Source organism: Bifidobacterium asteroides, assembly GCF_003202695.1.
Taxonomy (GTDB): domain Bacteria; phylum Actinomycetota; class Actinomycetes; order Actinomycetales; family Bifidobacteriaceae; genus Bombiscardovia; species Bombiscardovia asteroides_G.
In genome coordinates this window covers 55,003-67,648 of sequence record NZ_QGLL01000006.1, presented here as the reverse complement: position 1 = coordinate 67,648, position 12,646 = coordinate 55,003, and the positions used below count along the sequence as shown (strand labels likewise).

12 protein-coding genes are annotated in these 12,646 nt (G+C 60.6%); 4 read left to right on the top strand and 8 right to left on the bottom strand.

From position 1 onward, the window contains the following. Nucleotides 1–3: 3 nt before the first annotated feature. From DKK75_RS02270 to DKK75_RS02235, 8 genes are all read right to left on the bottom strand, one after another. Nucleotides 4–933: an RluA family pseudouridine synthase gene (locus DKK75_RS02270; protein ID WP_110451858.1), complete on the bottom strand. Its 930-nt coding sequence runs from the start codon at nt 931–933 to the stop codon at nt 4–6. Next, nucleotides 930–1,460, bottom strand: coding sequence for a signal peptidase II (locus DKK75_RS02265; RefSeq protein ID WP_110451857.1), 531 nt, complete (start codon nt 1,458–1,460; stop codon nt 930–932). Before DKK75_RS02265 ends, DKK75_RS02270 begins: the two co-directional genes overlap by 4 nt. A 12-nt stretch (nt 1,461–1,472) precedes the next feature. Further along, on the bottom strand, nt 1,473–2,807 hold the full coding sequence (locus tag DKK75_RS02260) for a DivIVA domain-containing protein (RefSeq protein WP_110451856.1): 1,335 nt from the start codon (nt 2,805–2,807) through the stop codon (nt 1,473–1,475). A 91-nt stretch (nt 2,808–2,898) separates the two neighbouring features. Further along, nucleotides 2,899–3,183, bottom strand: coding sequence for a YggT family protein (locus tag DKK75_RS02255; RefSeq protein WP_110451855.1), 285 nt, complete (start codon nt 3,181–3,183; stop codon nt 2,899–2,901). Nucleotides 3,184–3,224: 41 nt separating this feature from the next. After that, complete coding sequence (locus DKK75_RS02250; protein ID WP_110451854.1) at nt 3,225–3,692, bottom strand: cell division protein SepF; 468 nt, start codon at nt 3,690–3,692, stop codon at nt 3,225–3,227. Nucleotides 3,693–3,710: 18 nt separating this feature from the next. Next, entirely contained in the window at nt 3,711–4,883 is a 1,173-nt protein-coding gene (ftsZ, locus tag DKK75_RS02245; protein WP_110451853.1) for a cell division protein FtsZ, read from the bottom strand. Nucleotides 4,884–5,113: 230 nt separating this feature from the next. Next, nucleotides 5,114–6,292 carry a tRNA dihydrouridine synthase DusB gene (gene dusB / locus DKK75_RS02240; RefSeq protein WP_110451852.1) on the bottom strand — a complete coding sequence of 393 codons (1,179 nt, stop codon included), beginning with the start codon at nt 6,290–6,292 and terminating at the stop codon, nt 5,114–5,116. Further along, nucleotides 6,279–7,796 (bottom strand): glycine--tRNA ligase, encoded by a 1,518-nt coding sequence (locus tag DKK75_RS02235; RefSeq protein ID WP_110451851.1) that lies wholly within the window; start codon nt 7,794–7,796, stop codon nt 6,279–6,281. Before DKK75_RS02235 ends, dusB begins: the two co-directional genes overlap by 14 nt. A 200-nt stretch (nt 7,797–7,996) precedes the next feature. Here DKK75_RS02235 and DKK75_RS02230 point away from each other — a divergent pair, with 200 nt between their 5' ends. From DKK75_RS02230 to DKK75_RS02215, 4 genes are all read left to right on the top strand, one after another. Beyond that, nucleotides 7,997–8,332 carry an MTH1187 family thiamine-binding protein gene (locus DKK75_RS02230; protein WP_110451850.1) on the top strand — a complete coding sequence of 112 codons (336 nt, stop codon included), beginning with the start codon at nt 7,997–7,999 and terminating at the stop codon, nt 8,330–8,332. 61 nt (nt 8,333–8,393) lie between these two features. Beyond that, a complete protein-coding gene (locus tag DKK75_RS02225; RefSeq protein WP_110451849.1) occupies nt 8,394–9,467 on the top strand; it encodes a LacI family DNA-binding transcriptional regulator in 1,074 nt (357 codons plus the stop codon). A 260-nt stretch (nt 9,468–9,727) separates the two neighbouring features. Then, on the top strand, nt 9,728–11,020 hold the full coding sequence (locus tag DKK75_RS02220) for an MFS transporter (RefSeq protein ID WP_110451848.1): 1,293 nt from the start codon (nt 9,728–9,730) through the stop codon (nt 11,018–11,020). A gap of 88 nt (nt 11,021–11,108) precedes the next feature. Next, nucleotides 11,109–12,632: a glycoside hydrolase family 32 protein gene (locus DKK75_RS02215; protein WP_110451847.1), complete on the top strand. Its 1,524-nt coding sequence runs from the start codon at nt 11,109–11,111 to the stop codon at nt 12,630–12,632. Nucleotides 12,633–12,646: the final 14 nt, after the last annotated feature.

Here is a 12,646-nt window from a genome sequence, read left to right as displayed (position 1 = left end):
CCGCTAGCTGCGTATGCCGGAGGCGCTCTGACGCTCGATCTGCAGGGAACGGCGCAGATCAGGCGGGTAAGAGGAAACCACCTTGGTCCAGATCCTGGTGCGGGGATGGCGGAATTCAAGACGCATGGCATGCAGCCACTGTCGCTTCAAGCCCAGTCTGTCCGCCAGGTCGGGGTTGGCTCCATACATATGGTCGCCCACCAGGGGATGGCCTATTGAGGAGAAGTGCACACGTATCTGATGAGTACGCCCAGTCTCCAGATTGACGCTGACCAGAGTAGCCGAGCCGAAGCGCTCCAGCACATCCCAGTGGGTGATGGCCTCCTTGCCCGCAGGGGTGACCGTGAAACGGAAGTCCGAGACGCGGGCCCGGCCAATGGGGGCCTCGATGGTGGCCTTGTCCTCGGAAAGATTGCCCTGGACCAGGGCGTGGTATATTTTCACGACCTCATGCCGGGCGAACTGTCGGCGCATCTCCTTGTAAGCCAGATCGGACTTGCAGACCAGCATGAGGCCGCTGGTACCTGCGTCCAGGCGGGAGACGATGCCCTGACGGCCCTGGGCACCCATGGAGGTGATGTGAGTGCCCCGCTGCAGGAGGCTGCCCAGAACGGTTGGTCCGGTCCAGCCTATGGAGGGATGCGCCGCCACCCCCACTGGCTTGTCGACGACGACCACGTCCTCATCCTCGTAAACCACAGGCATATCCTCGGCCACCGGCTCCACCTGCTTTATCGACTCGGGCTCATCCAGCTCTATCAGATCGCCGAGCATCAAAATGGTGGCCTTGCTCACCCTGCGGCCCATGATCCGCACACGGCCCTGGGCCACCAGATCGCTGGCCTTGGCCCTGGACAGGCCAAGCATCTTGGACAGGGCCATGTCCAAGCGCCGACCCACCAGAGCATCAGGCGCAGGAAGAAGCCGGGTCACTTGGCCGCTCCCCCATGTCCTTGGGTTCTGAACCGATCACTGAACTCTACATTGCAGGCGATGAGAGCCACCATGACCACAGCGGCCAAGGTCAGATAGATGTCGGCCACATTGCCCACCGACCAGCCGTAGTCCAGAAAGTCGACCACGGCGCCGTCAAGAAAGCCTGAAGCATAGGCCACTCGGTCGATCAGATTGCCTGCTGCCCCGGAGAAAGCCAAGGACAGGGCCATGGTCCAGACCATGGAAGTGGTGCGCAGAGCCAGAACAATCAGGAGCAGACAAGCGGCCAGGGCGATCAGGGATATGACCCAGGTGCGCCCGGACCCCAGACCTAGGGAGGCTCCAGGGTTGCGCACCAGACGCAAGCCCCGCAGAGGACCTGGCAGAGCCACCCTGGATCCATCACCTAGCCGTGCCAAGGCCAGGGCCTTGGTCACCTGATCCAGAGCAATGGCCGCCGCAGCCAGAGCGACGAAGACGGCCACGCGCCTGCGCAGCCGTCCCTCGTGTATGTTCTTCGTCATTACCGGATGGGCTCAGTGTGCCTGTTCGGACTTCTTCTCCATGGACTGGTAATTGCTGGTGTCCGAAAGCTGGTGGACAAGCTGGTTAAGGAACTCGGTCAGTTTGCTGCGGTAGCCAGCCTCGAACTGCTTGAGCCCCTGGATATTCTCCTCCAGAACCTTGGACTGGTCCATGAGCTTGCTCTTGACATCGGTGGCGTAGCGGTCGGCGCTGTCGCGAGTGTTCTTGTCGTACTCCTGTGCCCGAGTCTGCACCTGGGTCTCGTACTCGTCGGCCTGGGTGTGCTGGCGCTTAGAATAAGCATCGGCGTCAGAGCGGGTCCTGGTCGAGTATTCATCGGCCTGCGAGCGTATACGCTGCGAGTAGCCATCAGTTTCGGAGTGCACTCGCTTGGAGTATTCCTCAGCCTTCTTGACGATTTCGTCGTACTTAGCCTGACCATCGCCCACCAACTCGGCGGCTTTGGCCTTGCCCTTATTCACGTACTGGTTATGTAGCGTCGTGGCCATTTTGAGCATGGCGGTGGATCTCGCTTCGATGCTGTCCTCGTCGGCACCAGCACCTGCTATCCGTTGCAGACTGCCTGTTTCGGTGGAAGGCTCGGTCTTCGAAACCTGCTGACGCAGCTGCTCCTCACGCTGACGGGATTCCTCCAGCTGCTTGTTCAACTGCTCGGTGCGCTGCTGCTGTTCCTGAGATGTCTTCTGAGCCTGGGCGATCTGCTGGCGTACGGTGGCCATGCTCTGCTGAGAGCTATTGAGCTGGTTGGTCAGCGACTGAACCTGCTGGCGGGCCTGGTCGCGCTCCTTCTGCATGGCTGTCAGCTGGTTGTCCAGCGACTGAACCTGCTGGCGGGCCTGGTCGCGCTCCTTCTGCATGGCTGTCAGCTGGTTGTTCAGCGCCTGGCTGTCGTTGCCTGCAGCGGCCTGGGCTGTCAGCTGATCAATCTGAGTGTTGAGCTGTTCAACCTGACGCTTCAACTGGTCGTTTTGGGAGACCAGGGTCTTGACCTGGTTCTGGGACTCGGCCAAAAGCCTCTTGGCTTGGGCATCAGTGGCCGGTTGTTGTTCCGCATAGCTCTGGGCCTGCTTCAGATCCCGGTTTTCCGCCTGCAGCGATTCCACCTGAGCCGTCAGATCGGAGATCTTGGAATTCAGCGAGGCGACATCCGTACCCAAGGACTGCGTCGAAGCCGAGTTGCTCTGCATGGCTTGCTTGCCCAGAGCTTCAACCGTCTGCTGGACCTGATCCAGAAAGTCGTCAACCTCGTCGACGTCGTAGCCTTCCTTGAACCTCACTGTCTGGAACGTATGCTCACTTATGTCAGTAGGCGTCAATAGAGCCATATGTTTCTCCACCTCGCTTCAGGCCAACTAGCCCGATCGTGTTCTCTAACTGCATGCTAGCACGGGATATGTCGTATCAGCGGTCTTGTCGCTACCCCAACAACACCTGGATGATGATCAGTGCTGCATAGAGCACCATGAAGGAAACATCAAGTTGGATTCTGCCCATAGGCAGGGGCGGAATGTAGCGGCGCAACCATCGCAGGGGCGGTTCAGTCAAGGCATAGATGACACGGATGAGCGAGGCCATGAAGCCACGCGGATACCAGCGCTGCGACAGAACCAGAACCCAGTCCAGGATCATCCGCACGAAGAGTATCAGCAGGTAGGTCTCGATGAGGATGTCCACCAGATATCGAACAAAGGAAACAAGCATGCGTCTTTAAGCTCCTGCGGGCAAGGCTTTCGGGGCGTCGGTCACTGGTCGAAAAGCCCCCTGGCCGATGAGCCTGACTTGGGCTCCTCCACCTTGATGTTGACCTGTGCGGGACTGAGCAGGAAGACTCTGGGAGTGACCCGCTCAATGGATCCACGCACTCCGAAGACCACACCAGCTGAAAAATCGACAATCCTGTATGCTACTGACTCGGACACTCCAGTCAGATTGAGGACCACCGGCACCCCGTCCCGCAGGGCCCTGCCGACCATTTGGGCGTCCTCATAGGACTTGGGATGGATGGTGGTGATGCGGTTGATCCGGCTCTGGAAGGGCGTGGACTCGGCCTCCTGGCCGTTGGACGTGGATTGTGCAGCCATGGGGGTCACGGAGTGATCAGTGTCGAAGCCTTCACAGGCCTCGTCATCATCGGCCAGGTCGTCGTCATCGTCGTCCACGACATCCGACATTCCGAAAAAGGACATCGCGTTTTTCATCAATCCTGCCATATCTGCTCCTTCACCTCATCACCGCAGAAAATCGGGGATATCCAGATATCCCGGGTCGGAAGTGCCGTCGTCGCCGGAGTCGGGGAGCACCACATCATGTTCGGAGGTCTCATCGGACTCCGCTTGAACGGACGGGCCTGTCACCGGCTGTTGAGGCTCCTGGACCGGGGCGGCCACTGCCGGTGCTGCAGTCGAATCCACTGTCGGAGCCGGGGTCTCCTCCTTCTTGGGAGTGGGATCGAATCCCGCAGCAATGACCGTGACCCGCACCTCGTCCCCATAAGCGTCATCCAAGGCCAGACCCCAGATGATCTGAGCCTCGGGATGGATGGCATCCTGCACCAGCTGGGCGGCGGCAGATGCCTCCTGCATGCTCAGGTCAGTGGGGCCAGCGACGTTGATCAGGGCTCCATGTGCTCCCTCAATGCTCTCTTCCAGGAGCGGAGAGGAGATGGCAATCTCGGCCGCCTGGGTGGCTCGATCCTCGCCCCTAGCCGCGCCGATGCCGAAGAGGGCGGTGCCTGCATCCTTGAGGATCGCGGTGACGTCAGAGAAGTCCACGTGAATGTACGAGTTCATGGTGATCAGGTCGGTGATGCCCTGAACGCCGGCCAGCAGGGCCGTATCAGCAGTCTTGAAAGCATCCATGACCGATACCGTGCGATCGGACAGATCCAGAAGCCGGTCATTGGGAATAACGATAAGGGCATCGACCTCCTTGCGCAGGTTCTCGATGCCCGATTCGGCGGAAGCGGAGCGCCTGGGTCCCTCAAAGGTGAAAGGCCGGGTGACCACAGCAATAGTGAGCGCGCCCTGCTGACGGGCCGCGCGCGCAACCAGCGGGCTGGCACCGGTGCCGGTGCCGCCGCCCTCCCCAGCTGTGACGAAGACCATGTCGGCGCCCTTGAGGACCTCTTCAATGTCGGATTGATGGTCCTGGGCAGCCTTAGCTCCCTTCTCCGGATCGGCTCCGGCCCCCAAGCCGCGGCTATTGGCATCCGAAAGGGAGATCTTCACATCGGCATCGGAGCGCAGGAGATCCTTGGCATCGGTGTTAATGGCCACGAATTCGACATTCTGCAAGCCCTCGGCGATCATGCGATTGACAGCATTGCCACCGGCTCCACCAACACCAACGACCTTGATGTTGGTCTTGTCGTTGAAATTGTCATTCTGGGCAATCTCGCTCACAGTATGCTCCTGTCACTCACGTTACGCTCAACTCTAGCGCAGGTCGTATACGCCAACACGCATTTGCCCACAGGCGTTCCGACCCTCTCTTACGGCCGTGGGCCTTGGGCACGGGATACTGCAGCCGACTACCCCGGCTTTCAAGAGAACCTCCACGCCGTTCTGTCCGTATTCTAAACCCTGATTCTAGATCTGGGCGCGCATGGTTGGCGACGAGAATATTTCCATCTTCAGTAGGACGCATCCATAGGGTCGTTGCCGAAGAGCGTCTCGCGCTCCTGATGGGTGGTGGTCCGCGAATCCAGCCAACCATAGGGCAGACGGACCTTTTTGGCATAGCGGACCCGACCCCGGGGCTTGCCGGCCACAGCGCGCGGATAGGGCATGTCCTGGTCCAGATCAGCTATGCAGCGGTCCAGCTCATCCAGGCTCTCGCAGGCCATGAAGTCGCGGCGCACCTGTCCTCCTACGGCGAAGCCCTTGAGATACCAGGCCACGTGCTTGCGCATATCGTGGACGGCCATGCGCTCATCGCCGTCGTAGAACTTGACCAGGAGCCGGGCATGGCGAGCCATGATGGCCCCCACCTGGCCCAGGGTGGGCTCCTGCCGTTCCGGAGAACCTGCCAGGGCCGCCGCGATGTCTGCAAAGAGCCAGGGGCGGCCCTGGCAGCCCCGGCCAATAGCCACGCCTGCGCATCCGGTCTGTGCAAACATATCCAAGGCATCTTCAGCGGTCCAGATGTCCCCGTTACCGAAGACAGGGATGTCGACGGCCTGGACCAGCTGAGCGATCCGATCCCAGTCGGCATGACCGCCATAGTATTCAGCCGTGGTTCTGGCGTGCAGGGTCACAGCGGCGCACCCTTCCTCCTGGGCGATGTGAGCAGCCTCCAGGAAGGTCTCGTGCTGGTGGTCGATGCCCACCCGGATCTTTGCAGTGACAGGGATTCCGACAGGAGAGCAAACAGCTACCACGCGATGAACCAGCTCGGAGAAGAGGTCGGTCTTCCAGGGCAGGGCGGACCCGCCGCCATGCCTAGTGACCTTGGGAACCGGGCAGCCGAAGTTCATGTCGATGTGATCAGCCCAGCCAGCATCGACCACCATCCGCGTGGCCTGCTCCATAATCTGAGGGTCTACACCATACAGCTGCAGGGAGCGCACCCTCTCCTGCGAGGCGAAGCGGCAGAGCCGGAAGGCCTTGGGATTGCGCGCCACCAAGGCCCTGGCCGTGACCATCTCCCCCACATACAGCCCATCAGGTCCATACTCGCGGCAGATCAGGCGGAAGGGCCAGTTGGTCACACCCGCCATAGGTGAAAGCATGACCGGCACAGGCACGGTAATAGGGCCGAGCTGAACCGGAGCGACCTTGGAAGCGGCGCGATCAGTCTCAGTACCGGCCACCGGCCTCGGCCACCTTGATCGGTTCGCTCTCGTCCGTGCCCGGCTCGCCGGCCAGGTCCGTGTAGCCGTCAGCGGCACGTGCACCGGTCAGATCAGCCGGGCCCATAGGGTAACGCACCCGCTGCTCGCCGACGACCCGGCGCACATAGTCCTCCACCTGATCCAGGGCCACCCGGTCCTGCTGCATGGAGTCGCGGTTGCGAATGGTGACTGCCTTGTCATCCAGAGTGTCAAAATCCACGGTGATGCACAGGGGGGTGCCGATCTCATCCTGACGACGGTAGCGACGTCCGATAGCGCCGGACTCGTCGTAGTCCACCATCCACTCGTTCTGGCGCAGGTCGGCGGCCAGGTCATGGGCGATCCGCTGCAGGTCAGGCTTTTTGGATAGAGGCAGGACAGCGGCTTTGATCGGGGCCAGCCTCGGATCCAGACGCAGTACGGTGCGCCGGTCGACTCCGCCCTTGGTGTTGGGGGCTTCATCCACGTCATAGGCATCCACCAGGAATGCCATAAGCGAGCGCGTCAGACCGGCCGCGGGCTCGATCACGTAGGGGATGTAGCGTTCCCCGCTGGCCTGGTCGAAGTAGCTCAGATCCTCGCCCGAGTGCTCGGCATGGGCTTTGAGATCGTAGTCGGTGCGGTTGGCCACGCCCTCCAGCTCGCCCCACTCTGAGCCTTGGAAGCCAAACCGGTACTCGATGTCCACGGTCCGCTTGGAGTAGTGGGCCAGCTTCTCCTTGGGATGCTCATAGTGGCGCAGGTTCTCGGGCTTGACGCCCAGGTCCACGTACCAACGTGTCCTGGCGTCGATCCAGTACTGATGCCACTGCTCGTCGGTACCGGGATGGACGAAGAACTCCATCTCCATCTGTTCGAACTCTCTGGTGCGGAAGATGAAATTGCCGGGAGTTATCTCGTTGCGGAAGCTCTTGCCCATGTTGGCGATGCCGAAGGGAGGCTTGGAGCGGGAGGATGCCATGACGGACTTGAAGTCCACGAAAATGCCCTGAGCGGTCTCGGGGCGCAGGTAGTGCAGGCTCTTCTCGTCCTGGACAGGTCCCAGGTGGGTCTGCAGCATCATGTTGAAGTCCCGCGGCTCGGTCCACTGACCCTTGGTGCCGCAATCCGGGCAGGGAATGTCCTTGAGGCCATTTTCCGGATCGTGGCCGTGCTTCTCAGCGTAGGCCTCCTCCAAGGTGTCGGCCCGGTGCCGCTTGTGGCAGTTCAGGCACTCGATCAGCGGGTCGTTGAATACGGAGACATGGCCCGAGGCCTCCCAGACCGCCGTGGGCAGGATGACCGAGGTGTCTACGCCGACCACGTCGTCGCGGGTAACGACCATAGTCCTCCACCATTCGCGCTTGATATTGTCCTTGAGCGCTACGCCCAGGGGGCCGTAATCCCAGGCCGAGCGCGTCCCGCCGTATATCTCCCCTGCAGGGAAGACGAATCCCCGACGCTTGGCCAGGGAGATGACCTCATCCAGTTTCGATACTGCCACTGATCACACCTTCTGCTCGGAAACCCCCTCCTCGGGGGACATACGACCTGATGACCGGCCTCCAGCATACCTTCGGCGGATGACCGGCTGTCAGCGTAGAGGCCTACCATCGAAGGAGGAACGGGAGGCCGCGCAGGTGACCGCTGGGGACACCGGGCATCCTGCCTACGAACACCAATCGATGTGGAAAGGTTCCCGATATGCCCGATATGAATGACCCATCCTATCTGAATACCGTAGCCGAGGTCACGATTGCACCCTCTGGCCAGGGCGAGGAGATGTCCACTTACGTGGCCCAGGTCATCAAGGTCATCAGGGATTCGGGACTGCCCAATCAGACCAACGCCATGAGCACCGTCATCGAAGGGGATCTGCACAAGGTCATGGAGGTTACGGAAGAGGCCACGCGGGTCCTGGCCGAGCAGGGATATCGGACCGGCGTCAGCCTCAGGCTGGACATCCGCCCCGGCAAGCGGGACCAGATCCATGAGAAGGTGGAGCTGATCGACCGGATCCTGGAAGGAAAAAATCGCTGAAGCCTCCTTGTCACCGAAAATCGGCCGCGCTGAAATCGCCTGAGCAAGTTAAGGTATGCCCATGATCACGATGAAGCAGATCGCCGAACGCATAGGCGTCTCCGTCTCCACCGTCTCCTTGGTGCTTAACGGCCACGACAAGGGCAGAGTCAAGTCGGAAACCGCCCGAAAGGTGCGCAGTACAGCCAAGACTATGGGCTATCGGCCCAATCCCATGGCTAGGTCGTTGCGTACCAGCAAGACCGGCATGCTGGGCTTCATCAGCGAAGATGTGGCCACCACACCATATGCAGGCGCCATCATTCAGGGAGCACAGGATGCGGCGGCCGAGCGCGGCTATGTGCTTCTCACCGTCTCCACCGATGGAAGCGTCCGGGAATCCGAGCAGATCCGGGCTTTGAAGCGCTATGGGGTGGACGGCTTCCTCTTCGCCAAAATGTATGACCAGAATGTCGACCTGCCCCAGGCTCTGCGCTCCTGCCCTACCGTGGTGGTCAACGCGGTAGAGCGGGACAACCGCTGCCCCAGCATCGCCCCTGACGAATTTCTGATCGGCTACGATGCCACCCGTCACCTGATCGAATCAGGCTGCCGCCGAGTGGCCTACCTGGGCACCACACAGGATTTGCCGGCACAAGCAGACAGAATGCGCGGATACCAGGCCGCTCTCAAGGAGGCTGGGTTACCTGCGAGTAAAGCCTTGATTCGCTTAGTGGGCTTCAATCAGGAAGCCATGGACCAGGTGAATGATCTGGTGGACGGTCAGCATCCCGATGGAGTTTTCTGCTTCAATGATTCGCGCTCTTTCTACCTGTATCAGGCCGCCGCTGCCCGGCATCTGATTATCGCCGTGGACCTCAATTTGGTAGGCGTGGACAACCACCAGGTCGTAGCCGAAACCACAGCACCCCCCTTGGCCACGGTCGAACTGCCCCACTACGAGATGGGCTTCTGGGCAGTGCGGCGACTGCTGGCGCAAATCAACCCCCGTCGCGTTGCCCTGCCGCTGCCTAAAACCCGTGCCATCCTGCCACCGCTTGATCAAACTGACGGGGTGCGGATCCATTGCGCCCTGATCCGCAAGGGCTCCACTCGACTCGATGCCGCCTTGGACCCAGTCGTAGCCAGCCACTAAATCCAGGATCGCCCCCCCTGCCCTAGCAAGATGATAAGCCAGGATCGAATTCCGGCAGGCTTAGCGGCAATCGCCAATCGGTCAGGATCCTTTGCTAGCTACTAGTCGTGCTCTTAGGAACGCACAGCGTTCGTCAATCGTTTGACGTAAATCGATTGACAGCCTACTATACATACCAGGATTCGCTCTGCACATAGGACGTGCAGCGAACCTGGAGGCACTGCGGAGAAGCGGTGCACAACTAAGGAGAGAGGGGCAGCATGGCCGCCAAATCATCGGCGTGGAGGAACCCATCCTATCTGGAATCCTCCACCGGAATATTCTTCTTCTTCTGCGCATGGGGCATCTGGTGGTCCTTCTACCAGCGGTGGCTGGTGACGGGCCTGGGGATGAACAACACGCAGGTAGGCAACATCTACTCCATCAACTCCGTGGCAACCCTGATCATCATGTTTGTCTACGGGGTCATCCAGGACGAACTTGGCGTGAAGCGTCGCCTGGCCATCTTCATCGCCGCCATCGCCGCTCTGGTGGGACCTTTCGTTCAATTCATCTATGCGCCGCTCATGCGTACCAACATGATAGTTGGCGCCATGCTGGGCGCTGTGGTCCTCTCGGCCGGCTTCATGTCAGGCTGCTCCCTGATCGAGGCCATCACCGAGCGCTATTCTCGCAAGTTTGGCTTCGAATATGGGCAGTCCCGGGCCTGGGGCTCCTTCGGCTACGCCATTGTGGCTCTGATCGCCGGCTTCGTCTTCAACATCAACCCCATGATCAACTTCTGGCTGGGCTCCGCCTTCGGCCTTTGCATGCTGCTGGTCTACGCCTTCTGGATCCCCGACGAACAGCGCGAGGAGATCAGCCGCGAGTCGACCCCCGAGGGCGAGAGGTCTCAGCCCTCCTTGGGCGATATGCTTCACGTGCTGGGTATGCCAGCCCTCTGGCTGCTGATCGTCTTCATGATCTTCACCAACACCTTCTACACGGTCTTTGACCAGCAGATGTTTCCCACCTACTATGCCAACCTCTTCGCCACTCCGCAGCTAGGCAACCAGGTTTATGGCGTCCTCAACTCCTTCCAGGTCTTCCTGGAGTCGGCCATGATGGGCGTCGTACCCGTCATCATGCGCAAGATCGGCGTTCGCAACTCCCTTTTGCTAGGGGCCACGGTCATGTTCGCCAGAATCGGACTGTGCGGTTTCTTCCACGACCCGGTCATGGTCTCCATCGTCAAGCTCTTCCACTCCATCGAAGTCCCGCTCTTCAGCCTGCCGGCCTTCCGCTACTTCACACTGCACTTCAACCCCAAGCTGTCTGCCACCCTCTACATGGTTGGCTTCCAGATCGCCTCCCAGGTGGGCCAAGTAGCCCTGTCCACACCGCTGGGCATGCTCCACGACCGGGCCGGAGACCAGGTCACCTTTTATACCATCTCATTGGTGGTGCTGGTCGCTCTGATCTACGGTATCTTCGTGCTCAAGCGCGACGACCAGCAGGTGGATGGCGACCCCTTCATCAGGGATTCGCAGAAGACTGCCGTCACTCAGGGCTGAACCCCGTGCAAATCCATTCATGCACATCGACCATCAGCGGATCCCGCCCGACCAGCCAGGTCCGGCGGGGACCGGAAAGGATTCAAGGATGAACCAGCCAACAAACAAGGAGAACGCCGATATGAGCGCTCAGCTGGACAAGGCCCAGAAGAGCATCGATCGGCTCTTCGCCACCCGCAATGACCGCTGGTATCCACTGTGTCACATCGCTTCCAAGGCAGGGTGGATCAACGACCCTAACGGTCTGAGCTATTTCAAGGGCCGCTACCACGCCTACTTCCAGCTCAATCCCTACGGGAGCGAATGGGGCAACATGCACTGGGGACACGTCTCCAGCGCCGACCTGGTCACCTGGCGGCGCGAGCCGCTGGCCATGGCACCCACGCTGGAATTCGAGAAGGACGGGGTCTTCTCCGGATCGGCCGTGGTTGGTGATGACGGCCGCCTGACCATCTACTACACCGGTCACCGCTGGCGCAACGGGGTCAACGAAGACGACGGCAACCTCCAGGAGCAGTGCATGGCCGTCTCCTCCGACGGCATCCACTTCGAGAAGAAGGGAGTGGTAGTCCCCTGTCCCGACGACAGGATACTGCACTTCCGCGATCCCAAGGTGTGGAAGATGAGCGGACTCTGGTACATGGTCTTCGGAGTCAGCACCCCCGCTCATCGGGGCGAGATCTGGATGTATACCTCTAAGGATATGGAGCACTGGACCTTCGACCGGGTGATCTACCGGCACCCCGACCCACAGGTCTTCATGCTGGAGTGTCCCGACATGTTCCCCCTGGAGGACAAGTGGGTGATCTGCTACTCGGCCATGGGCCTGAAGCCCCACGGATTCGAAGCCCGCAATCACAACAACGCCGGCTATGTGATCGGCAGCTGGCAGCCCGGCGGCGACTTCCATCAGGAGACTGAATTCCATCTCTGGGACGACGGCCATAACTTCTATGCACCGCAGACTTTCCAGGCCTCTGACGGCCGCCGACTGGTCTTCGGATGGATGAGCCCCTTCACCGAGCCCATCCCCATGCAGGAGGATGGTTGGTGCGGCCAGTTCACGGTGCCCCGCGAGGTTACCCTGGCCAGCGACCATCTGCGCTGCCTGCCCGTGCGCGAATTCTCCAACCTGGACCAGGACCAGCAGAACTTCGGCCCCATCGAGTTGGATGTGAACGGCAGCCAGGATCTGATGGACGACGCCCAGACCGCCGACATCAATCTGGAGATCGATCTGAACAGGTCCCAGGCCGAACGCATCGGTCTGGAGATCCACAAGACACAATCCGGCGACCACACGCTGGTTTGCTACGACGATCAACTGGGCCGCGTAGTGCTGGACCGCCACTGCAACACCTATGGGGACCGCGGCTATCGCACAGCTCCCGTCGACAAGTCCTCGGGCAAGCTCAAGCTGCGCATCATTGTAGACCGGGGCTCGATCGAGGTCGTCGTCAACGACGGACTGGAGATCATGTCCTCCTACTCCTTCCCTGCCGAAGGGCCGCGCGGCATCCGCCTGATTGCCGAATCCGGCGAGGGCAAGGCCCTGATAAACTCCCTCTCTATCGCCCGGCTGGGCACCATCTGGGAACAGCCGGATCGCTAATCCTGCTCCCCTAG

Coding starts and splice junctions, on each gene's coding strand:
- DKK75_RS02265 (WP_110451857.1), bottom strand. CDS start 1,460: ATGACGAAGAACATACACGAGGGACGGCTGCGCAGGCGCGTGGCCGTC.
- DKK75_RS02260 (WP_110451856.1), bottom strand. CDS start 2,807: ATGGCTCTATTGACGCCTACTGACATAAGTGAGCATACGTTCCAGACA.
- DKK75_RS02255 (WP_110451855.1), bottom strand. CDS start 3,183: ATGCTTGTTTCCTTTGTTCGATATCTGGTGGACATCCTCATCGAGACC.
- DKK75_RS02250 (WP_110451854.1), bottom strand. CDS start 3,692: ATGGCAGGATTGATGAAAAACGCGATGTCCTTTTTCGGAATGTCGGAT.
- DKK75_RS02230 (WP_110451850.1), top strand. CDS start 7,997: ATGCCCGATATGAATGACCCATCCTATCTGAATACCGTAGCCGAGGTC.
- DKK75_RS02225 (WP_110451849.1), top strand. CDS start 8,394: ATGATCACGATGAAGCAGATCGCCGAACGCATAGGCGTCTCCGTCTCC.
- DKK75_RS02220 (WP_110451848.1), top strand. CDS start 9,728: ATGGCCGCCAAATCATCGGCGTGGAGGAACCCATCCTATCTGGAATCC.
- DKK75_RS02215 (WP_110451847.1), top strand. CDS start 11,109: ATGAACCAGCCAACAAACAAGGAGAACGCCGATATGAGCGCTCAGCTG.